Raw genomic sequence first — 22,619 nt, forward strand, 5'->3', positions numbered from 1 at the left:
TATCGTGTTACTATAGCGTTAATAGCCTACAACAAACGGGTATTTTTAGTTTTCCGTTATAAATAAATATAATTAACCGTATAATCAATACGCCCTATTTTTAACGATTATCATCAAACATTATTCGTCTACTAATACAGCCTAATTATGAACGCATTTTCATCTGATTTATTTCGACAACAATTTCCTGCACTTGAAGAAAAAACAATTTATCTTGATAGTGCAGCGACTGCATTGAAGCCTCTTGCAATGATAGAAGCCTCTGATGCATTTTATCGACATAACCTTGCGACTGTGCACCGTAGCCAATATCAACAGGCGAAAGAAACCACACAACAGTTTGAAATGACTCGCCAACAAGTTGCTGGATTAATCAATAGTGCTGATAGTGACACCATTATTTGGACAAAGGGCACAACAGAATCGATTAATCTTATTGCTCAAGGTTATTTTCGCCCACGCTTACAAGCAGGTGATGAAATAATAGTGAGTGAGCAAGAACATCATGCCAACCTTATTCCTTGGTTAATGCTGGCACAACAGACAGGTGCACAGGTGATCCCTTGGGCTATTGAAGGTGATTTTTTGCCTTCAATTGAGAACCTAAATCACTTGCTCAGTGAGCGAACTCGTATTGTGGCAATTAGCCAAATGTCGAATGTAACAGGTGCTCAAATCGCATTAGATAAAGTGTCTCAATGTGTACGCCAATATCATAATTGCTTATTGGTTGTTGATGGTGCGCAAGGTATTGCACACCACTCAACGGATGTGAGCGCACTTGATATTGATTTTTATGTTTTCTCCGCACACAAGCTTTATGGTCCTAATGGATTAGGTGTTTGTTATGGTAAACGTGAGCTTTTAGACGAGATGGCACCTTGGCATGGTGGTGGGAAAATGCTAACTAATGCAACCTTTAACAGTTTTACACCTGCAACTATTCCTCACTGTTTTGAAGCTGGAACACCTAATATCGCTGGTGTTATCGCTTTCTCAGCGACATTAGCATGGTTAGAAACACAAGATATGTATCAGGCTAATCAATATACATTAGAGCTTGCAGATGAAGCTGAAAGACGCCTACGTGAGTTAGATGGATTTATCAGCTATCGCGCACCAAACTCATCCGTCATCTCTTTTAATTTTGCAGGCATCCACCATAGTGATTTAGCAACATTAATCACAGAGAAAGGCATAGCATTACGTTCAGGGCAACATTGTGCACAGCCTCTTATTGATTCATTAAATATTTCAGGCTGCCTACGTATCTCTTTTATGCCTTATAATCAGCGTACAGATATTGATGCTTTAATTGATGCGGTTAATTTTGCGCTAACACTTTTAAAAGACGAATAATCATCATGACTAATATCACAACACAACACCCTTTTGGCAATGAAATTACCCTAGACGTTTTGCTTAATGATTTTCAAAAATCAAAAGCATGGGAAGATAAATATCGTCAATTAATTCAACTCTCACGAAAATTGCCAACATTACCTGATGCATTAAAAACAACAGAAAAAGAGATCAAGGGTTGTGAAAATCGAGTCTGGTTAGGAGTTGAATTAAACAATGATGGTAAATATCACGTCTATGGTGATAGTGATGGACGGATCGTAAAAGGCTTACTCACTATTATCTTAACGGTAGTTGAAAATAAAACGGCACAGGAAATAGCTGATATCGATATATTAGCGATTTTTGATCAATTAGGATTGGCTAATCAAATTAGCCAATCTCGCACTGACGGAGTGAATGCGATTATCGCACGATTAAAATCACTCACTTCTCAATCTTAGCCTCAACTTAAGCTCAAAATCTCAATATATAATGCTACAAATATATACTCTAAATAATTCAAGTCACAGCTAGGCGACAAGTGAATAAGTCGCTAGGAGCATACATAAGTATGTGACTAGTGCGAATGAGCACAGTCAACAACGCTGTGGTTTGAAGTATCACGAGTACGTTGCGCCTTCGCTAACATCTTCTTCAGCGCATGAGACACCGCAATAAAGCCAAAAGAAGCTGTTACCATCGTTACTGCACCAAATCCCGCAGAACAATCCATTCGCTTTACACCATCAGCCGTGCTTTTTGCTGCGCAAACTGTACCATCACTCTGTGGGTAAACCTGTTGTTCAGTAGAAAAAACACAGTCTATACCTAGCTTACCTTTGCTATTTTTCACAACATTAAAATCAGATTTTAAACGTTCTCTTAATTTTGCTGCTAAAGGATCTTGAATTGTTTTTGCTAAATCAACTACTTGGATTTGAGTTGGATCAATTTGCCCACCCGCCCCTCCAGTTGTGATCACGGGAATTTTATAACGGCGACAATAGGCTAATAATGCTGCTTTTGGTCTAACACTATCAATCGCATCAATCACATAATCAAAATTGTTATTCATCATCTCAGCGACATTATCAACCGTGACAAAATCATCAATACTAGTGACATTACATTCTGGGTTGATTTCCAAAATACGCTGTTTCATAGCGTCACATTTAGGCTGACCCACATTTTCTTTTAATGCATGTATTTGCCTATTCGTATTAGTTACGCAAACATCATCCATATCAATTAAGGTGATAGCACCAATACCACTACGTGCCAGTGCTTCTGCAGCCCAACTGCCTACCCCACCTATACCCACGACACAAATATGAGCCTGAGCAAAATAAGACAACGCTTTTTGCCCATAAAGTCGTCCTATTCCAGAAAAGCGTTGTAAATATGAATCTGATAATGAATTTTGCATGATGCGATAACAACCTAAATAACAGAAATAATCATGGTTATTGATATCAATAGCCATGTCGTTTACTTGATTTTACCGTTAATAATAACCTGATAAATAGTAAATCGTTTATGACGAAGGATTTAGCAAGTTAAGCTGTGATTTTTTTAATACCCAAACACGTCCATAATGATTATAAAAACCTGCCATATGACCCGCATCTTTACCAATTCCATGATAAATATCGAAATGATGCCCTTTAATTGCGCCACCTACATCTAATGCCACCATTAAACGCATTTGATATTCACCTGTAAACTTACCTGAATTATCAAGCACTGGAATTTCAGCCAGTAGTACGGTTCCCGCGGGGATAATACTTCTATCAGAAGCCACTGATGCTAGTGCAATTAATGGAATAGCGCTAGCACCTCTTACTGGTGTAAAGGGTTCCGGTTTAAAAAAAACAAATGAAGGATTTTCTTCTAATAATTTTCTCACTTCAGCATCGCTATGTTTATCAGCCCATTCTCTGATAGCAAGCATCGACATATCTTTTCTTTCTACTTCACCATTATCGATTAGCACTTTACCTATACTTCGATAAGCATGCCCATTTTTCCCTGCATAACCGAAAAATGTAAGCGGTTTTCCATCACCAAAATCAACGTAACCACTTCCCTGAACTTCCATCATAAAATTATCCATAATGGAATTGCTGTAAGCAGCAATTAAAGATTGGCTTAATGCACCATTATAGATAGCTGCACGTGAAGGGAGTTTCGAGCGACTATTGGCAGGCATTTTATAAAGAGGATATTGGAATTCACCTTGTCGTGTTAAACGAGCTTCAAGAACTGGCGTATAATAACCAGTAAATTGAACGTTACCGTAGTTATCAACACCTTCCATTTGAAATGCAGAAAGATTAAATTGACGTAATTGGCGAGTATCAGCCCCTGAACGTAGCCAGTTTTCAACTGCTTGATAAGTCTCTTTGTTACTATTATACAAACGAGATGATGTTTGATTGATCTGATTAACTTGTTGCAGATAATCTGGACCATTAATCGGTGTACCTTGTGTATTTGGCGAGCTGACTTCAATCAAGTCCTGTTTAAGCTTTCCATCTTTATATTGCTGACCTTGCTCTGTTGGACGATGACATCCTGTCAAGGCAAGCGCTAACATACCTACAATTAACGATTTTCGCCAAGTAACCATTTTTTGCCCGCTTAATGACTAAATTTGAGTGTTGATTTTGAATTAGAAAGATACCAAAGCCAAATCAATAAAGATATGAATATGGATATACCGATAGTTAAGGTTTTTCTATTATCCCCTAATCAATATGACTTTTAAACATTAAGTCACAACAAGTGAAAATAGATAGGGAAACATAGATAAACGATGAGACTCCACTGAGCATTGTCGGCTTCTACAACCTTAAGCATAACGAGTATAACTGCCTAAAATTGCATCCTCATGTATTATTTCTGACCGTTTTTAAAAGAAAACGATAAAAATTTCATAAAAAACTTGCAACTCAGCAGATCCTGAGTATAGTGCCCCTCTGTGGAGACGCGGGGTGGAGCAGCTTGGTAGCTCGTCGGGCTCATAACCCGAAGGTCGTCAGTTCAAATCTGGCCCCCGCAACCAATTCACAAAGCAGTAAGTTATAGTATCAGTCGCGGGATGGAGCAGCATGGTAGCTCGTCGGGCTCATAACCCGAAGGTCGTTGGTTCAAATCCAGCTCCCGCAACCAATTCTATAAACAACAATTCAGTCGCGGGATGGAGCAGCATGGTAGCTCGTCGGGCTCATAACCCGAAGGTCGTTGGTTCAAATCCAGCTCCCGCAACCAATTTTTCTTCAAGATTTCCTCTTCTTTTTACTTTCTCTTTTAATTCAAAAAGTTAATCGCATCAGCATAAATTTACTACATCAATTTCCTTCATTTCAATAACCATTATATTGGATAAATTTATTGTGCTGAAAATACAATAAGAAGCTCCAATAGAAAGCACATGATCTTAGCTTTCTACTGGAATATAAGAAAAGGGTATAGGAAGAGATTAGCTACGATCAGCTAAGGTTAACTCGCCACCGTTGGCAAAATAGGCTTTGATACCTTTAAAGATAGACTCTGCGATTTGTTGTTGGAATTTTGCTGTTTTTAGTTTTTTCTCTTCTTCGATATTACTGATAAAAGCAGTCTCAACTAAGATAGAAGGGATTTCAGGTGCTTTTAATACTGCAAATCCGGCTTGATCAACCTTATTCTTATGCAGTTTATTAATTCCCCCCATCAATTTAAGCACTTCACTACCAAATTTCAGGCTGTCATTGATAGTCGCCGTTTGTACAAGATCAAGCATCGCATGATCAACATAACGGTCACCACTTTTGCTCACACCACCGATTAAATCAGACTCATTTTGTGTTTGTGCAAGATAGCGTGCAGTATTACTGGTCGCACCTGTTTTTGATAACGCAAAAACAGATGAACCTCTGGCAGAACGATTCGTAAATGCATCTGCATGAATAGAGACAAACAAGTCAGCTTGCATTTTTCGTGCTTTAGCAACACGTACTGTTAATGGAATAAACACATCTTCATTACGTGTCATATACGCCTTCATTTTGGCGTCTTTATCAATAAGTGTTCTTAAACGGCGTGCAATTTGTAAAACGACATCTTTTTCACGGGTTTTATATTTACCAATGGCACCGGGATCTTCACCCCCATGACCAGGATCGATCATGATAATGATAGGTCTATCTCGCCCTGCTCTACCCGGTTTACGTGTATCTGTCTGTGCAGGAACGGCTTGTTGTAAATCACCATCATTATATTCACGCAACAGCGCTAAGAGAGGATCATCTTCCGTATCAGCGCCATGACTAGGATAAAAATCTAGCACTAAACGGTTTTTAAATTCAGCAACAGGTTTGAGTGTAAACATTTGTGGTTGTACGGGTGTTTTTACTTCAAACACTAATCGCACTGTTTTAGGCGTGTTTTGACCAACCCGGATCAACTTTAAATAAGGATCGCTAGTCTGAACTTGATTAGCAACCCCCTTTAATACGCTATTAAGTTGAATACCTTCTAAATCTACCACAATACGTTCTGGGTTTGATAATGCAAACTGACGATATTTCAGTGGTGTTCTTGATTCTATAGTCACGCGAGTATAAGTCGAAGCAGGCCAAACCCTGACAGCAACAATAGATGCTGTCGCAGCAAAGCCAACAGGACTAACACTTAACAATAATAACGCGCCAATTCCTTTAACAAGACGACGACGAGTTTGATTGTGCTCAGAATGACTCATGAAAATATTCCAAAAAAACGATTAACGTCAATAAACTCTAAAAAGAGATAAAAAAAGTTAAGAACGAAAAACTTTACCCAATCCACACTTCACTGTCACTTAAAAACAGCACAATTACTCACATTTACACGAATATTCTGCCCTCATGCAAAACAATAAGATAGGATTTTGCTTGCCATTTCTCATCAAAAAGAATAAAAATACATTAAATGCGAATAAAAATTCACTTGAGAGGGTTTTATGAAAGAGCGCAGCACCGAATTGGTCGATGGATTCCGCCATTCGGTTCCGTATATTAATGCACATAGAGGCAAAACGTTTGTCATTATGTTGGGTGGCGAAGCTATCGCACATGAAAATTTTCCATCAATCATTAACGATATTGGATTACTACACAGTTTAGGTATCCGTTTAGTGGTTGTTTATGGCGCAAGACCACAAATTGATATGGCGCTTGAAGTACAAAAAGTCTCACCAATTTATCATAAATATACTCGTATTACTGATAGTAAAACCTTAGAAATTGTTAAACAAGCTGCGGGTACATTACAGCTCGACATTACAGCCCGTTTATCAATGAGTTTAAGTAATACACCATTACAAGGTGCGCATATTAATGTCGTTAGTGGCAATTTTGTCATTGCACAACCCTTGGGAGTTGATGATGGCGTGGATTATTGTCACAGCGGAAAAATTCGCCGTATTGATGAAGAATCTATTCACCGCCAATTAGACAGTAACGCCATTGTATTAATTGGCCCTGTTGCAGTGTCTGTTACTGGTGAAAGTTTTAATCTCACATCTGAAGAAGTGGCAACACAACTTGCTATAAAACTTAAAGCACAAAAAATTATTGGTTTTTGCTCTTTCCAAGGTGTTGTCGATGAAGATGGACACATTGTCTCTGAATTACTACCTAATCAAGCCGAAGATAAAATCCAAGAGCTACAAACCGAAGGCGATTACCACTCAGGTACAGTCAGATTTTTGCGAGGTGCCGTTAAAGCCTGTCGTCGAGGTGTGGAACGCAGCCACCTATTAAGTTATCAATCTGATGGTGCGCTTATTCAAGAGCTATTCTCTCGCGATGGTATAGGAACTCAAATCGTGATGGAAAGTGCTGAAAAAGTTCGTAGAGCCAATATCAATGATATTGGTGGTATACTCGAACTTATTCGCCCATTAGAGCAACAAGGTATTTTAGTCAGACGTTCAAGAGAACAATTAGAAATAGAGATAGATCAATTCACTATTATTGAACGCGATAATATGACTATAGCCTGTGCCGCACTTTACCCTTATCAATCAGAAAAAATTGGTGAAATGGCTTGTGTTGCTGTTCATCCTGATTATCGTAGCTCTTGTCGTGGTGAGGTATTACTACAACGTATTTCTACCCATGCTAAGCAATTAGGATTAGAAAAACTATTTGTTTTAACAACACGTAGTATTCACTGGTTTCAAGAAAAAGGATTTGAACCTGCTGAAATTGATAAATTACCCATTGAAAAGCAGGCACTCTACAATTATCAGCGTCGCTCCAAAATTTTGATTTTAGATTTACATAAAGAGTAACTATCAAACATAAATAAAAAGACAGGTATCCCTCTCAAGCCTGTCTTTTATTGTTTTTATCTTATCCGACAGAAATTAATAACGTAACTTATCGACTAAACCACTTCGACGCTGAATACGTGTTTGAATAGCCATTTTCACCATATACTCGCTGGCATAAAGAGAAAGTTTTTGTTTAGCGCGTGTTAAGGCGGTGTACAGTAATTCACGGCTGACCACTGGCGAAAATTTTTCAGGCAATACTAATGCTGTATGCGTAAATTCAGATCCCTGTGATTTATGCACTGTCATAACATACGCAGTTTCGTGTTGAGGCAACCGGCTAGGTTGAATTGCTTTTAAAGTACCATCCGGTAATTGGAAAAAAGCTTTCATTTCGCCTTCATCATTATTGAGCATAATACCAATATCACCATTAAACAGCCCAAGTGTACTGTCATTTCGCTGGATCATAATTGGACGTCCAATATAGTCACTCTGGTAGCTATTTGTAGGGCGACGAATTAATCGTTGACGATGCAATAGCATTTCAATTCGATCATTTAATCCACTTACACCAAATGGCCCTTCTCTTAATGCACACAATAAACGATATTGGTTAAATGCATTAAGAATAGCATCAGGAGTGGCGTTTTCTGCTATCAATGAGAGATACTGACGATAGGCTTGCGCCGCATCTTGTATCATCAGTAAATAGTTTTCATCACTTTCTAATGGGATAAAATTCACATCTTGAGTATCTAGTGCCATTTCAATTTGTTGAGGCGTAATTACTGCCTTCTTCAGTAATGTCAGTGCTGTTTTGGTCTGTCCTTGGTTTACAGCAAAAGCAAGTTGACCAATACCTGAATTCGAGCCGAATCGATAACTTTTTCGTAATAGGCAAAGTGAATCACTAACAACTGAAACAGGTGTGTTAGAAACAGAGATAATCGCTGCAGATTTTGATAATTCACCTTGTGTTAAATAATCAATTTTATCAAATCGCTTTTGGCTCAAACCATCATCAGCAAAACGACAAATATCCCCTAATACGGCTCCGGCTTCAACAGAAGCGAGTTGGTCTTTATCTCCCAAGAAAATAACGTGACATTGTGGCGGAAGTGCATCAATTAAGCGAGCCATCATAGGCAAATCAACCATCGATGCTTCATCAACTACTAAAATATCAAGTTGTAATGGGTTATCTTTATGGTAACGCACTTGCTGGCTTTCAGGCTGAGCCCCTAACAAACGATGAATAGTTTGTGCTTGCTTTGGCATCCACTTATATTCTTCTTCACTTAAAGCGAGTTGGGCAAGTGCTTTGCCTAAGGATTCAGTTAATCGAGCAGCGGCTTTTCCGGTTGGTGCTGCTAATTGAATAATGGGCTTTTCATTCGAAGTAAGCATCACAAAAGTAGCCAAGATTTTTGCCACTGTTGTGGTTTTTCCTGTTCCAGGGCCCCCAGAAATAATGGAGATAGGACTAGTGATAGCAACACTGGCAGCTACTTTCTGCCAATTAGTTTCTTTATTGTCTTTTATTATTGGAAAAAGTTGATTGAGTGCTTTAATTAATGCATTTTCATCAATTTCAACCACCGGATGTTCTTGCCTAAAAAATTGAGCCACTTTTTCTTCGTAGCTCCACATTCTTTGCAGATAAAGAAGCCCATTATCTAAAATGATAGGTGATGGAGAATTATCACCACTTTGATTAACACAATGACTTTGTATTAACGCTTCAATTATTTGATTAGTAGAAGGCTCTCCCATTCTTTGCCAAATATCACGAGCAAGTTCGTCTTGCCTACCATCAAATAATTGATTTTCTTTGATAATATTTAATGGCAAACAAACATGTCCTGCTCCTGTTTGAGCACTTAAATAAGCAAATATAAACAGTAAAATCGGATTTTCATCTTCTACCAGCATTTGTGCAAATCGAAGATCTAATGGTCGTAATACATTTTGTGTAATCGCTTGTTCTAATAGTTTGATCATTTTTATTTCTCATCGACTACATCAGGAGTGCTACTTTTTATTCTTTTACCTGTAAATAAAGTATCTAGCGCCAAAACAAACGCCTCATCAGGTAAATAAGCATAAACTCCATTTCCAGGGTGTGCTTTATCTATACCGCGTAAGAAAAGGTAATAGATTCCCCCAAAATGGCTTTTGTAATCATAATCTGGAATGCGTTGCTGTAAAAAGCGATGTAACGCTAATGTATAGAGTTGGTACTGCAAATCGTAACGGTGATCTATCATTGCATTGACCATCGCTTCTTGAGTGTAATCTTCACTCGATTCACCTAACCAATTTGATTTGTAATCCACCACATAGTATTTCCCTTCCCAGCAAAACACTAAGTCAATAAAGCCTTTTAACATGCCTTCTACTTGCTGGAATTGTAAAGCAGTACAACGTTTTGATAAGGGATCAAATTGACTTATTAATTGAGTCAACTGAGATGATGTTATTTCTTGTTCAATCGGCAAATAAAATTGCAATTCATCCAGTTGTTGTGTTTTAGGGATATCAGCAAGGCATAACCCATCAGTATTAAGAGGGGTATAAAACAGTGTTTCCATCCATGTTACTAATAATGGCGCCCACTTTTCATCAAAGCCTTGAGCTGTTAATTGCTCTTGCATCCATTGTTCATCAATGGGTTGAGAAAAATCCAAGACTTCAAGCAAACCATGTAAAAATGTTCCCGCAACCGCGCCTCGAGGAAAATGATGAATCGAATTTTCATTGGTTTCTTCTCGTTGCTTCTCACCTTTGGCATCAGTATCCAATCCTGGGGCAATAGACTGCACTAAAGCCTCAATATCACCTAAATCGAAATGGTACCCGCGATTTGAATGTTGATAAGTTAGTCCTGAATAACTGGTTATACGCCAATTATCATGAATTTTACGTTTAAATACCGCAGCCTCTAATTTTGCCTCACTGACTAACTGAGGTTGGTAACGGTGAGCTGAAACTTCATCAAGCGTGATCACACTAATATTTTCATCGAGTAATGCATGAATTGATTGATGTAATAATTCGCTATTCCCTTCTTCACCTTGCTGTAATAAATACCCTAAAGCATTTTTATGAAGATCAGTGAGTCCCGATTTACGTTTATTCCCTTTCACCAATGGCGCAACACCCACATAACAACAAAATTTAGAACGTGTTAATGCTACATAAAGCAGGCGTAAATCTTCTGCTAAACGCTCCTCATCAGCTAAACGCAAGCTTTCAGGTCTGCTAAAAATATCTAACTTAGCGTAAAATTTTTCTCTGTCATGATAAAGCGCCCCTTTTTGCTCTTGATAGTTACAAGCAAAAGGTAAGCAAACAATAGGATATTCAAGGCCTTTGGATTTATGAATAGTACAAATTCGCACAAGATTTCGGTCACTTTCCAAACGCATTTGTTGGCTTTCTGATTGCGCATCAGGGTGAGAAATTTGTTGTGCTAACCAACGAATAAGCGCGTGTTCGCTATCAAGCTGTAACGAGGTTTCCTGCAATAATTCACCAATATGCATGATATCGGTGAGTCTGCGTTCACCATCAATACTGGCAAGTAGATCCTCGGCAATCTGATTATCCATCATAATTTTACGCAACATCGGTAAAACGCCACGTTTTTGCCATAATACATAATAGTCAGCAAATTTCTCTACATAACTATTCCAGCGCTGTTCATCATGATTTAGGCTATCAATTTGTCTTGCACTAAAACCAAATAACCGACTAGCTAAAGAGGCTCTTAAAACGCGCTCTTTCTCCGGCGTTACAACTGCTTGTAGTAACCAAAGCAAATCTTTAGCTTCGTTCGTTTCAAATACACTTTCGCGGTTTGATAAGAATACAGATTGTATAGAAAGTAAATTTAGTGCATCACGAATAAGTAATGCTTCTCTACGACTACGAACCAGCACCATAATATCAGCCGATGTGAGTGATTTTTTTTCACCTTGTTCTAGAAGCCATGCTTGCTGTTGATCACCAGCTGATAGCCAATCACGAATTTGAGCTGCACATTGTGTTGCCATAATTTGCTCATAATTTCCCGTTGATAGACTTTCACCTTCAGCAAGCCAAAAATTAAAAGGCGAGATCGATTTACCATGGTAAATAAAAGCCATATCTTGGTTTTTTTCAGCAGAACTCACATCAATAAAAGGGATATGCTCAAATAAAAACGGAGCACTAGAACGCATAAAAAGCTTATTAACCGCATTCACCATCCCTGGTGCAGAACGCCAGTTAGTATTTAAAGTGTAATGGTGTGCCGTTTGTTTTCGCGCTTGAATATAAGTGAAAATATCAGCACCACGGAAAGCATAAATTGCCTGTTTAGGATCACCGATAAAAAGTAACCCACTGTTTTCATGCTCACCATAAATAGCATCAAAAATACGGTATTGTTGAGGGTCGGTATCTTGAAATTCATCAATCATTGCAACGGGGTAACGCTCACGAATAGCCTGCGCTAATGCTTCTCCCCCTTCACGTTTTAATGCTCTGTCTAAACGTGTTAAGAGGTCATCAAACCCCATTTCCCCTCGACGCATTTTTTCATTTTCAATACCTTGGCGTATTTCAGGAATAGCATTCACTAAGATAACATCACGCAGTGTTAAGCTTTGTTTTGTTAGACGCTCAATTTCAACAAAAAGAATATGCTCTGGAGCAGGGCCCTTGGTCGCTTTCTCATTTAAAGTTTCTTGAGAAAAACGAACCAAGCAATCAGGTAACTGATAACTTTTCGTTTCAAGCGTTGCGGCCCATAACGTGATTTCTTCAATCCATTTAGGTAAAAAACGGCTACTATAACTTCGTTTATCTACTCCTGAGGCCGTTATCCACGCTTCAACTTCATGGTGATGTTCATTCCAACGCGCTTTCACCTTGTTAATGGCTTCAATAACAGCTTGATGACGCTCTTTTACTGATTCATTTTCGCTGTCTAATCCCACGCCTTCAATTTCTGGCATTTCACCTTGTAAATAAGGCTGTATTTCATAAAGCAGTTGCTCAGGGCCAGACCAAATTTGGCTAACTGCATTAGCAACATCATAAGAAAGGGGATAACAGTGGCGACGCCAAAAATCAGCACAAACACGTTTTTTCAACTCATATTCATCTTGGATCAAGACTTGTTCAAACAATACACCTGACTCAAATGCATTGTTTGCCAGCATACGCTGGCAAAATCCATGAATAGTGTAAATAGCCGCTTCATCCATTTGACGCTCAGCTTCTAATAACCACTGCGCAGCTAACTCTTTATTAGGAATTTGCTTGAGTAATTCTTGGTATGTTTTGTCAACATTATCAATATCATGACGGATACAGGCAAGCCTTAGTTCATGGATGTTTTTACGAATACGTGCACGTAATTCATCGGTTGCAGCATCTGTAAATGTCACAACCAAGATCTCTTCAACACTTAGAGGTCGATAAAACGCAGAATTCCCCCCTAAACCAAGAAGTAATCGCAAATACAGTAATCCAATGGTATAGGTTTTACCTGTACCCGCAGACGCCTCAATAAGGCGTCTTTGGTACAAAGGAAGTGTATAAGGATTTAATGGCTGCGCCTGTATCACTTCACTCACTCTTTAATTTCCTCAACTGGTAACGTTTTTTGTAATTCGCTAACTGTTGTATAACGTTTCCATTGTTTATTTTGCGCGTAATCAGCTTCTTTACCATCTTTGCCAATTATTTGAGAAATAAACACAAAACCGTTTGGTTTTATTACTGATTTTTCATAAAACTCAACAGCTTGCTTTAACGTCACTTTATTAAGCTCAGCTAAGAATTTCTCTCGTCCATCATATTTTAAATTATTACGATGGAAATCATTTCGATAAAGAGAAACTTCTTCATAGAAAGTTTGAGGTGGTTGTTTAACTTCAGTAATAATTGCTTTCTTATACTGATTAAAATCAGCCTCACTCATTTTTTTCAAGCGTTCATAGGCTTGCTGATAAAATGCGTTATAACGTTCATTTAAGTAAACTGGCGGTTTAGCATTACTTTGTAATAAGAAACCTAGACCAGACTGTTCACCCATAGTGCCTTGATAAGCAAATACAGCATAACCAAGTTGCTCTTCTGTTCTTAATTGATCATAAAACCAAGGTTTAATAACCGAAGCTAACACAGAAGAAATAGCCTGACCTTCAAGGCGGCTATACCCAGTAGGAATATAAAGTTCGCCTAAGGCATTATCGGTACTGTTTGATTTATTTTGAAATTCAACAGCATCTAATTTATTGAATACTAATGTTTCACCAATCCAGTATTCTGTTCCTTGATTACCTAATAACTCATGCGCGGATTTTGCTATATCACGGCTTTGCTCTGGCGTTAAGTTACCAATAATCAATGCTTGAAGTGCTGCGTTTTTAATCACTTCACGACGGTTATCAACAATATCTTGCAGTGTAATTGACTCTAATGCTTTGAGTTTGTCAGCTTCTTCATAATACGGAATAGTATTTAATCGGCGAGCTGGCAGCATCGCTGCTTCGAACGCTTTTAGGTTATGAGTTACTTCAAGTTGTTCGCGATACCAAGATTTAGCCTGTTCAAGCTCTTCTTGGGTTGATTCAAAGCTCATATAGCTTTTTAGTGTTGCATTAACTAATTCTGGTAAATGTTGTGTATAACCATTCATTGAAAAATCGATACCTTGTCCTGATGAGGATGAGATATTCATACCTGCAACAGAAGCTTGGTAAGATAATTCACTAAGTGCTAAACCAGCAAGATAATCAGTTAAGGTTTGTGTAACTTGCTGTTTAACAGTAATGTCTGATTTCTTGTTTACCAAACTTAATGTCACGCTGGCTTTTGGCTCATCAGAAAAATAGTGTGATGGCATATAGAACAAGCGAGCACTTTTATCTTGCCACAATAATTGTGGCTTAGTGATTTTACTGTCAGCATCAATCAACGACAGATTATTAGGAATGTATGGGTTAAGTGCCGGTACTGATAATGAAATATCATCAGACAGTGTTTGCCATGTTTTTAATTGTTTATCGGTGATTTTATCAACCTGATAAGGCGCATTAACAAAATAGGCTTGTTTATTTGATGGCTCATTAGGGCTTATTACCCAAATTCGTGCTTTCTCTGGCGTAAGTGATCCAAGGCGAGCAAGAATTGCTGAAGGCTCATAATTATCGGCAATATAATCAGCATTCAGGATATTTTTGATTGGATAACGCAACATCATATCTGAAATGCCTTCTATGTAATTCATATCTCTTACAATAGAGCCATAACGAAATGAGAGATCTAAAACATTCGCAATTTCATTAAAATAGCGCTGGCTAATACCATGTGTCTCAATTAAGCGGAGATATGAAAAGATAGCTGAGATAACTTTATCTTTTTGCGCTAAACCTTTATCTGTTAATGCGACATAAATCGTAAAGGAGCCTTGGTTACGATCGATATACGGTTCTGAAAATGCACTAATACTTTCAGCTAAACCTTGATCTTGTAACCATGTTGCAAGTGTTCCAGAACTACGATTACCGATTAAATAACCGATATATGCATCAGATTTGCTACGAAAATCGGCAACATTATTATCAATACCAAATTCAATCTGTAAGGTTTTTTGCGGTAAAGCTGGTACTAGATGGATCATTAACCCTTTTTCTTTATCCGTCATCGCAGGCACTGTAGTTACTGGGATATCTGCATTTTTATTTGGAATACGGGCAAAGGTTTCTGCGGCTAATTTAGATAATTCATCAAGTGATTTATTACTATAAATCACCCCATTCATTAAATTTCCAGAATAGTGTGTTTGATAAAACTTAATGAGTTCATCTTGAAGTTTGCTATTTGGCTTATCACTCAGCGTTTCTAAATTTCCGCCCATAAAACGAGAGCTTGGATGTGCTGGGTTTAAGGTTTCTGCTCTAACCTGCCAAAAACGCATACCATCACGCGCACGCGCCATAGTTAATTCGGCATTAACCGCATTGCGCTCACGATCTGCATTTTTAGGATCAAGTAAAGGTTCAGCTAAAGCATCTGCAAGACGATCGACCGCTTCATTAATGGCGCTATTTTCTACTTCTAAGTAGAAAGCTGTACGATATGTAGTGGTGCTCGCATTATGAGATCCCCCATTCTTTTGTAAGAACTCTGACATACTGCCAGATTGAGGATATTTAGCCGATCCCATTAGCACCATATGTTCTAAATAGTGTGCAAGCCCTTGCTGACTATCTGGATCTTCTAATGCGCCAACAGGTAACGCAACCGCAGTTAATGATTTAACCGCTTTTTCGTCAGAAACCAGTAATACAGTCATATCATTAGGCAATTTAATCGCTTGATATTGCCGTGGATCGCTTTCACTCTTTTCAATGCTATCTGGCAATACTCGCCAAAGTGGATCAGCAGCAAAGCTGTTGATACTCACTAGCATCAATAGCAACATGATCCATAATTGCGATAAGTATTTTCTCATCTGATATGAGCTCCCTTATTTTTTTAAAAATGGAATTATTGGTTTAAATATCGTTAATGTCGTCTGTTTTACAGTTTGTAAAAAATGCTCGTCTAATTGAGAGAATGCACGCTGAACATACATATCACTCATTTCGCCATCTCGATTATAGCTATCCGTTAAATGTTGCAGCAGCACTAACTCTGCTTTTGCGAGTGTCTCTTCATCATCAAGTAAAAATTCTTGTGTTTTTTTATCATAGCAAGCTTGTAACCAAGCCCAGCCACTCTTCGAAAATAATGCTAATGGGCTATTTAACCCTTGTTTATAATCGTGAATTAAATTATCTAAAGTCGAATAAGCAAATTCAGGATCAACTGGCAATAAACACCATTGCGTTTCCTTTCTACCATAAAACCGACTTTCGCCAGTTCCCTCTTTCAAACAATAAACCAGATGTTCAATCCATAGTTGCAATAAGTCATTAGCCGTTAAACTTGCAGGTCGCCAACGTAATAAGCCATCGGCTTGCACTTCATTTAAACGCCCAATTAATGGCATAGCACTAAAGCTTTGCTCTAATGTGACAGAATACGAAGCTAATCGTTCACTTCTCACTTTTTCAGCTAAAGGGAGTAACTCTTCTATTTGTTGTTCCCAATAAATTTGACCAAATGCACTTGCTGGAAGTTGCCCTGCTGCTTTAATACGTTCAAAGAGTGCTCCTGTTGAGGTTTCATCAATCAATGCTTTCAATAGCCATTGATTTAATAGATAGCGCTGAAGTGCATTTATCACAAAAGGCTCTTCTTCGGGCAATTCTGTCTCTTCAATAACAAAGTTTGTTTTTAATCTTTGTTGGAAAAATGCACGGACCGGATGACGATAAAAACGAGAAAGTGCATCAACGGAGACTTTATCTATTGATATATCATCATCTAATGACTCCGTAAAACCTTGATGAGCCTCCCCTTGCCCACTGGCAGCCGGTAACCATTCTGAGGCATAAGAACGAGTGAGTGCCTCAATGTGGAAGTTTTCTTGAGCAAAAGGAACACGACTATGCTGTGTTAATAAATGCTGATTAATACGAGTCGCACTATCATCAACATTAAATTTTCCGTCATCAGGTAAACGGAAATTTTGACCAATATAGTCTTGTAACTCTTTGATTAATACTGATGGATTACATTCTCGATCATCACGTATCGATTTACCGATATAACTGATATAAAGGTATTTTTCGGCCGAACTCAGTGCCTCAAGGAATAAATAACGGTCATCATCTCGACGTTTTCTATCACCACGACGTCGCTTTTCTGCCATTAAATCAAAGCCTAATGGCTGAATATTACGAGGATAAATGCCATCATTCATTCCTAATAAGCACACTGCTTTAAAAGGAATTGAGCGCATAGGCATCAGCGTACAAAAGTTCAGGCTTCCCGCCAAAAAGCGCTGACTGATTTTTTCATCATCAAATCGTACCGTTAATTCATCTCGAATAAGCACTAATGGGATTTCATTTTGATATTGCGCTTTCAATCCGTTTTCAATCACTTTTTGCCACTGTTGTGTGATCAACGCTAAAACTAGCTCTGTCTCTTCATCAGCTTCAAAAAAGGCATCAACTAATTGCTGTCCAATCTCTAACCACGCTTCTAAGGAGCGAGTTTCACTTAAACGTGTACGCCATTCACTTAATGTGTAAAGAAAATCAGCAAGATGCCCTGCAAGCTCTGCAACTAACCCACTAGATTCATCATAAGGAAGCACTCCTTTCCAAGGGCCATTTTCGCTTTCCATCGCATAACCAAGTAGCATACGAAGTAAACCAAACTCCCATGTATTTTTACCGGTGATAGGGAGTAAAAATGAAGCTACGTTTTCATCATCCAATCCCCAACGTATGCCTGATTCATCCACCCATCGGCGTAGTAGTTTTAATTCACTTTCAAAAATAGAAAAATGCCCAGCTAACGCAGGTACTTCAAGTAAAGCTAAGACTTGTTCTGCTGTAAAACGACTTTGAGGAAGCTCTAATAGCGTAATAAAGGCTTGTAATACTGGGTGTGCTTGACGTGCTTTTCTATCAGAAATAGCAAAAGGGAGATAACGTTCAGCAGGTGCATTACCAAAAACAGCCTGAATATAAGGTGTATAATTATCAATATCCGCAACCATCACAATAATATCCCTTGGTAGCAATTCGGGATCTTGCTCAAGCAAATGCAGTAATTGATCTTGTAATACTTCTACTTCGCGTTGCGGGCTATGGCTTGCATGAAAGGTCAACGAGTGATCATCTAGTGAGATAACACGTTTTTTTTCACTACATTCATAGGTTTTAAGTGTTGTGCCTAATTGTGAAAAATCTTCTAAATCAAGAATATCTGCTTGTAATTGATGAAGTAAATTATCTCTTGGAATATCAACAAAAGCATCCAATACATCGATATACTCAAGTTCAGAAAGAAAATAGAGATTATCTTTACCCAATTTTCCCCATGAAGCTAATAGCGGATTACCAATATTTTGCTCCCCCTCTTCATTAAATAACGATGAGGCATTTTTTTCATCTTTAAACCAAGGTGATTCATGCAATTGCTGATAATGACGAGGTTTTCTACTATTAAGCCGAGCAAGAAATTTAGGATCTTGAATATCACCCCAATAGTAACGGCAAGGATTGGTAAAGAGTAAATAAATCTCTGTATGACGCCCAATAGCCTGTAACGCCTGCAAATAAACTTGCGGTAATGCCGAAATTCCACAAATAAAAATACGAGATGGAAAACAATGCTGAAGTTCTCCTTCTTTTGCACCATTTAATGTCGAAATAAATTGCTGGTAAAGATTAGAACGATGCCATTGAGGCTGATTGAGATCTTTTGTGTATTGCTGTAATGCTACCCACAATATTTTCTGCCAACGCTGATTCTCACTCAGCCCTTCTATCAATTCATCTTTTTCCCACGAAGCTAACCAATCTGAACGATACACCAAATATTGGTCAAATAAGTCAGCAACACGCCCCGCTAATTGGTGTAATTTACGTTTATCTTCATCATCATCAAGATAATGAAGTAGTGGTTTAAATTCTTCATGAGATAAATATTCAGGTAATAATGCCATTAATTTCCATGTCATAGCATCTTTAGAAAAAGCACTTTCTTTAGGTATGCCTGATAGTACCCGCGTAAACATTTCCCAAATGAATGTTGCAGGCAATGGATAGCGAATATTTGCTGCAATTCCTAAACTTTCAGCAAGTTGAATTTGCAACCACTGAGACATTCCGGGGCTTTGTACTAAAATTACTTCTTGTTCAAAGGGAGAAGAGAGTGGTCTGGTCTGCATAAAGTGCACCATAAGTGACTTTAATAATGACAACTGATTTGAGTGATATATATGAAACATCAGATCCTCATCTTATGGATTGCATGACCAATAGTATAAATTTATCGTGGGTAAAATATTATTAGCAACATAACCTTCCATTTGCTGACAACCTTCAGAATGTGAAAGAGAATGCATCATTATTTTCTGGTTATAAGCAAAATAGTAAGGTGATTTATCAGGTAATTTTTCAAATAAAACAAAGATCCCCTGTCCTGTTTGCTGTATTTGAATTAACCGCTGAAAATCGACTTTTAATGATTGACTATACCCTATAATAGCGACAAAACTAATATTAAAAAATAGTAATACAAACATTGTATTAAGTAAGATAGAACCATTTTCTGATCTATTTTGAGCCTTTTTTATGATACACACTCCTTATGCACGAATGGGCAATAATCTAGCCATCCATTTGGATCAGGCACAATAGCTTTATCTTTCCCTTTTTTAAAACTAATCCATTGATAATGATATACTTTATAACCTAATAAACTTTCTGCTTGTCCTTGAAGTAAGGCCTTATCTGCTGAGATTAAAAATAAGCAGCTCTTTATTTTGGGATCAGCATAAAAAGGACGGCATTGCCATTGGTTTAATTGTATTGATGAAAGTTCCCAATCCTGTGTTATTCCCCATTGCAGAGCAGATTCAGCAAATAAAAAGGCCTGTCTTGCTTGTAACTCTTGCATCACTACTTGTTCAGATTGTCTGTAATGGTAAGAAAAATCTCCGAGCATAGATAAACTCATGCCAATAAAACCTATCACTACAAATATACCCGCTAAGCCTTGTTCATTGCTCCTGTGAGTGAAATAAATATTCATAATGCAGTCACATTCCTTAAACGGATGATATTTTGATAATGTGATTTTATTTCAGGCTTTTGTTTTAAATGAAATTTTAAAGAAATAGAAAGATAAAAATACGGGTTTTCTTTCACAGAATACGTTTTAGCATAAGGCTGTAAAATAAACTCCGTTACCTCAATCTCGTTATTTTCGAAAAATTGTTGCCATCCTGAAGAGGCACAATCTTTTACACCTCTTAATTGCTCTAATTGTCCCTTTTTAAGGCGATATCCAAAATAATCACTCTCTTTTGACAAAGGAGGCTCCCATCGACCATTACTGTTTATGTCATAAGCAAAAATAACGCAGGAATTTTTTCCTTGATTAGGATACTGCCCTATTTTTAAAGGTGACACTTGCAAGCCACCTACCTTCAACGTATTAACACAATCGCCATAACAATACCCTGTACGCCTTAATTGTGTTTCAAGTACCAATAATCGCTCTCTTAAAAAAATATCTAATTGATATTGTTGATAAGAATGGAGTAGCGTATTCATTATTTGGGGATAAGCTCTGCTGATACAAAGAAATAAAATCCCACTTATCGCAATAGCAAAAAGACATTCCATCAATACCATTCCTGATGAAAAAGAAAATACAGATCGTTTTAACATGATGAAAACACCTTTATTTTCTGACTACACACTCTTATCCTACCTAAAGATGAAATAATAATTTTCACTTCATCCTCTTCATTTTGAAGCACAAAACTCATGGGTTTTAATGTTTGGCGAATTCCACCAAACGTAAAATTTGAGACGGTTGATTGCTTAAGTTGAATACCTTGGGCTAATTGATAAATCGTTTGTTTTTCAGGTAAGTATCGTAGAGAAAAAGGAATAGCGACTATTTTATTACTGGGCGATAAATGAAGTGATATTTTAATTTTGACATTAAACAACAACGCCTGCTGTTGCTGATAAGAAAGAAAAACAATGGTTTCTCGTACACTCTGTATTAAATGGCGTTGCTTAATAAAATGTTGATAAGAAGAAATTGATAAATAACTTAAAATAGAGACTATCAGCATCACGATAAGTATTTCGAGTAAACTGATACCTTGCTCACTTTTTTTCTGAAACTCCCTATTTAGGCTTAATTTTCTATTATTGTTATTGTTCATTTGTTTCTCCTTTTTAGCCTGTGGTGAGCATGCAGACTACAGCCTTAAAGGTAAACAAAAATAAGCATTTTTCTCGAACAGTTACGCAATAATAATATTTTCAGAGCAAATACAAAATAAACGTATTTATGATTAATAAATACTGACAACGCTTTAAATTTTAAATAAAAAATCAATAAAAAAGCCCCTGCTTATGACTAAACCGGGGCTTTAAAAGTAAAGGAGAAATTATACCGTAAATGGATATTTTATTGCTTCATGGCATTGATAGCCTTCAACAGTAAAATCATCTGTTGTTACCCATGTTTCGATATCTTCCAATGTTTTGATTTTTGGATTGATATGCAACGTTGGTAACGGTAAAGGTTCTCTTTTTAACTGCACATCACGCATTAGAGGCAATTGATTTTCATAGATATGTGCATTGATTATCTTATGAAATGCTTTACCTGGTTTATGTCCTGTAATTTGAGCCACCAGCGCTAATAAGACAAAGCACTGAATTTGGTTGAAATTTAAACCTAGTGGCACATCACAACTGCGCTGATAAGAGGTTAAATAAAGGGTATCACCAACAAGTGAAAAGGTATGCGTATGCATACAAGGGCGTAAACAACCTAGTTCAGTTTCACCTGGATTGTAAAACGTGATGATTTCACCACGATCATCGATACCTTTAGTAAGGTTATCGACCACTTTACGCAGTTGATCAAAATGAGAACCATCAGGGCGCTGCCATTGGCGTCCTTGGACACCATAAACACGGCCCATATCGTCTTCACCTTTTCGATGAGGGTTATTTAACCATGCACCATTTTCATTCGCATTGGCATTCCATGTATTACAACCAATTTCACGAAATTGTGCTGCATTATCATAGCCACGCAAATACCCTAACAGTTCTGCTATTGCGGCTTTATAAAAACTTTTTCGTGTCGTTATTAACGGAAATTGGTTATTCGCAACATCATATTCCAGATCGGCATTAATCACCGTTAAACAACGGGTTCCTGTCCGTTTATTATCAATCCATTCCCCTTCATCGATAATGCGTTGACACAATGCCAGATACTGCTTCATGTTGTCTCTCTTGTTAATTAGCTAATA

Annotated in this window: 15 protein-coding genes and 3 tRNA genes; 6 read left to right on the forward strand and 12 right to left on the reverse strand. The window is 37.7% G+C overall.

Annotated elements, in window-relative coordinates:
* Positions 1–147 precede the first annotated feature (147 nt).
* Positions 148–1,359 carry a cysteine desulfurase CsdA gene (gene csdA / locus GTH24_RS16330; RefSeq protein ID WP_072070028.1) on the forward strand — a complete coding sequence of 404 codons (1,212 nt, stop codon included), beginning with the start codon at positions 148–150 and terminating at the stop codon, positions 1,357–1,359.
* Between the two features lie 5 nt (positions 1,360–1,364).
* Positions 1,365–1,805 (forward strand): cysteine desulfurase sulfur acceptor subunit CsdE, encoded by a 441-nt coding sequence (csdE, locus tag GTH24_RS16335; protein ID WP_072070029.1) that lies wholly within the window; start codon positions 1,365–1,367, stop codon positions 1,803–1,805.
* Between the two features lie 116 nt (positions 1,806–1,921).
* Here csdE and tcdA read toward each other — a convergent pair whose 3' ends face one another.
* Both tcdA and mltA read right to left on the reverse strand, forming a co-directional pair.
* Entirely contained in the window at positions 1,922–2,770 is an 849-nt protein-coding gene (gene tcdA, locus GTH24_RS16340; protein WP_164526942.1) for a tRNA cyclic N6-threonylcarbamoyladenosine(37) synthase TcdA, read from the reverse strand.
* Between the two features lie 108 nt (positions 2,771–2,878).
* Positions 2,879–3,973, reverse strand: coding sequence for a murein transglycosylase A (gene mltA / locus GTH24_RS16345; RefSeq protein WP_072070030.1), 1,095 nt, complete (start codon positions 3,971–3,973; stop codon positions 2,879–2,881).
* Positions 3,974–4,331: 358 nt separating this feature from the next.
* Between mltA and GTH24_RS16350 the strand changes: the two genes are divergently transcribed.
* The 3 genes from GTH24_RS16350 (at position 4,332) to GTH24_RS16360 (ending at position 4,614) form a co-directional block, all read left to right on the forward strand.
* Positions 4,332–4,408: transfer RNA gene (locus GTH24_RS16350), tRNA-Met, on the forward strand.
* Between the two features lie 30 nt (positions 4,409–4,438).
* Positions 4,439–4,515: transfer RNA gene (locus GTH24_RS16355), tRNA-Met, on the forward strand.
* A gap of 22 nt (positions 4,516–4,537) precedes the next feature.
* Positions 4,538–4,614: transfer RNA gene (locus tag GTH24_RS16360), tRNA-Met, on the forward strand.
* 211 nt (positions 4,615–4,825) lie between these two features.
* Here GTH24_RS16360 and amiC read toward each other — a convergent pair.
* Positions 4,826–6,088 (reverse strand): N-acetylmuramoyl-L-alanine amidase AmiC, encoded by a 1,263-nt coding sequence (gene amiC, locus GTH24_RS16365; RefSeq protein ID WP_164526704.1) that lies wholly within the window; start codon positions 6,086–6,088, stop codon positions 4,826–4,828.
* Between the two features lie 240 nt (positions 6,089–6,328).
* On the opposite strand from amiC, the gene argA reads away from it, so the two are divergent.
* A complete protein-coding gene (argA, locus tag GTH24_RS16370) occupies positions 6,329–7,663 on the forward strand; it encodes an amino-acid N-acetyltransferase (protein ID WP_164526705.1) in 1,335 nt (444 codons plus the stop codon).
* 75 nt (positions 7,664–7,738) lie between these two features.
* Here argA and recD read toward each other — a convergent pair whose 3' ends face one another.
* From recD to GTH24_RS16415, 9 genes are all read right to left on the reverse strand, one after another.
* Positions 7,739–9,649 carry an exodeoxyribonuclease V subunit alpha gene (gene recD, locus GTH24_RS16375; RefSeq protein ID WP_164526706.1) on the reverse strand — a complete coding sequence of 637 codons (1,911 nt, stop codon included), beginning with the start codon at positions 9,647–9,649 and terminating at the stop codon, positions 7,739–7,741.
* A 2-nt stretch (positions 9,650–9,651) separates the two neighbouring features.
* Complete coding sequence (gene recB / locus GTH24_RS16380; protein WP_164526707.1) at positions 9,652–13,272, reverse strand: exodeoxyribonuclease V subunit beta; 3,621 nt, start codon at positions 13,270–13,272, stop codon at positions 9,652–9,654.
* Positions 13,269–16,157 carry a pitrilysin gene (gene ptrA, locus GTH24_RS16385; RefSeq protein WP_164526708.1) on the reverse strand — a complete coding sequence of 963 codons (2,889 nt, stop codon included), beginning with the start codon at positions 16,155–16,157 and terminating at the stop codon, positions 13,269–13,271. The genes recB and ptrA overlap by 4 nt, the downstream gene beginning before the upstream one ends.
* A 15-nt stretch (positions 16,158–16,172) precedes the next feature.
* A complete protein-coding gene (recC, locus tag GTH24_RS16390; RefSeq protein WP_164526709.1) occupies positions 16,173–19,556 on the reverse strand; it encodes an exodeoxyribonuclease V subunit gamma in 3,384 nt (1,127 codons plus the stop codon).
* A gap of 12 nt (positions 19,557–19,568) precedes the next feature.
* Positions 19,569–19,913 carry a hypothetical protein gene (locus GTH24_RS16395; RefSeq protein WP_241253984.1) on the reverse strand — a complete coding sequence of 115 codons (345 nt, stop codon included), beginning with the start codon at positions 19,911–19,913 and terminating at the stop codon, positions 19,569–19,571.
* Positions 19,901–20,362, reverse strand: a complete 462-nt coding sequence (locus GTH24_RS16400; protein ID WP_072070035.1) for a DUF2509 family protein — start codon at positions 20,360–20,362, stop codon at positions 19,901–19,903. The genes GTH24_RS16395 and GTH24_RS16400 overlap by 13 nt, the downstream gene beginning before the upstream one ends.
* Positions 20,359–21,003, reverse strand: coding sequence for a prepilin peptidase-dependent protein (locus GTH24_RS16405; protein ID WP_072070036.1), 645 nt, complete (start codon positions 21,001–21,003; stop codon positions 20,359–20,361). The genes GTH24_RS16400 and GTH24_RS16405 overlap by 4 nt, the downstream gene beginning before the upstream one ends.
* Positions 20,997–21,512 (reverse strand): prepilin-type N-terminal cleavage/methylation domain-containing protein, encoded by a 516-nt coding sequence (locus GTH24_RS16410; protein WP_164526710.1) that lies wholly within the window; start codon positions 21,510–21,512, stop codon positions 20,997–20,999. The genes GTH24_RS16405 and GTH24_RS16410 overlap by 7 nt, the downstream gene beginning before the upstream one ends.
* 228 nt (positions 21,513–21,740) lie before the next feature.
* Complete coding sequence (locus tag GTH24_RS16415) at positions 21,741–22,592, reverse strand: thymidylate synthase (RefSeq protein ID WP_115350143.1); 852 nt, start codon at positions 22,590–22,592, stop codon at positions 21,741–21,743.
* Between the last annotated feature and the right edge of the window lie 27 nt (positions 22,593–22,619).

This window comes from Proteus vulgaris (assembly GCF_011045815.1).
In the GTDB taxonomy this organism is placed as follows: domain Bacteria; phylum Pseudomonadota; class Gammaproteobacteria; order Enterobacterales; family Enterobacteriaceae; genus Proteus; species Proteus vulgaris_B.

Excerpts from the sequence above, each read along its gene's own strand:
- csdA (WP_072070028.1), top strand. The coding sequence starts at position 148 with ATGAACGCATTTTCATCTGATTTATTTCGACAACAATTTCCTGCACTT.
- csdE (WP_072070029.1), top strand. The coding sequence starts at position 1,365 with ATGACTAATATCACAACACAACACCCTTTTGGCAATGAAATTACCCTA.
- tcdA (WP_164526942.1), bottom strand. The coding sequence starts at position 2,770 with ATGCAAAATTCATTATCAGATTCATATTTACAACGCTTTTCTGGAATA.
- mltA (WP_072070030.1), bottom strand. The coding sequence starts at position 3,973 with ATGGTTACTTGGCGAAAATCGTTAATTGTAGGTATGTTAGCGCTTGCC.
- amiC (WP_164526704.1), bottom strand. The coding sequence starts at position 6,088 with ATGAGTCATTCTGAGCACAATCAAACTCGTCGTCGTCTTGTTAAAGGA.
- argA (WP_164526705.1), top strand. The coding sequence starts at position 6,329 with ATGAAAGAGCGCAGCACCGAATTGGTCGATGGATTCCGCCATTCGGTT.
- recD (WP_164526706.1), bottom strand. The coding sequence starts at position 9,649 with ATGATCAAACTATTAGAACAAGCGATTACACAAAATGTATTACGACCA.
- ptrA (WP_164526708.1), bottom strand. The coding sequence starts at position 16,157 with ATGAGAAAATACTTATCGCAATTATGGATCATGTTGCTATTGATGCTA.
- recC (WP_164526709.1), bottom strand. The coding sequence starts at position 19,556 with ATGTTTCATATATATCACTCAAATCAGTTGTCATTATTAAAGTCACTT.
- GTH24_RS16400 (WP_072070035.1), bottom strand. The coding sequence starts at position 20,362 with ATGAATATTTATTTCACTCACAGGAGCAATGAACAAGGCTTAGCGGGT.
- GTH24_RS16405 (WP_072070036.1), bottom strand. The coding sequence starts at position 21,003 with ATGTTAAAACGATCTGTATTTTCTTTTTCATCAGGAATGGTATTGATG.
- GTH24_RS16410 (WP_164526710.1), bottom strand. The coding sequence starts at position 21,512 with ATGAACAATAACAATAATAGAAAATTAAGCCTAAATAGGGAGTTTCAG.
- GTH24_RS16415 (WP_115350143.1), bottom strand. The coding sequence starts at position 22,592 with ATGAAGCAGTATCTGGCATTGTGTCAACGCATTATCGATGAAGGGGAA.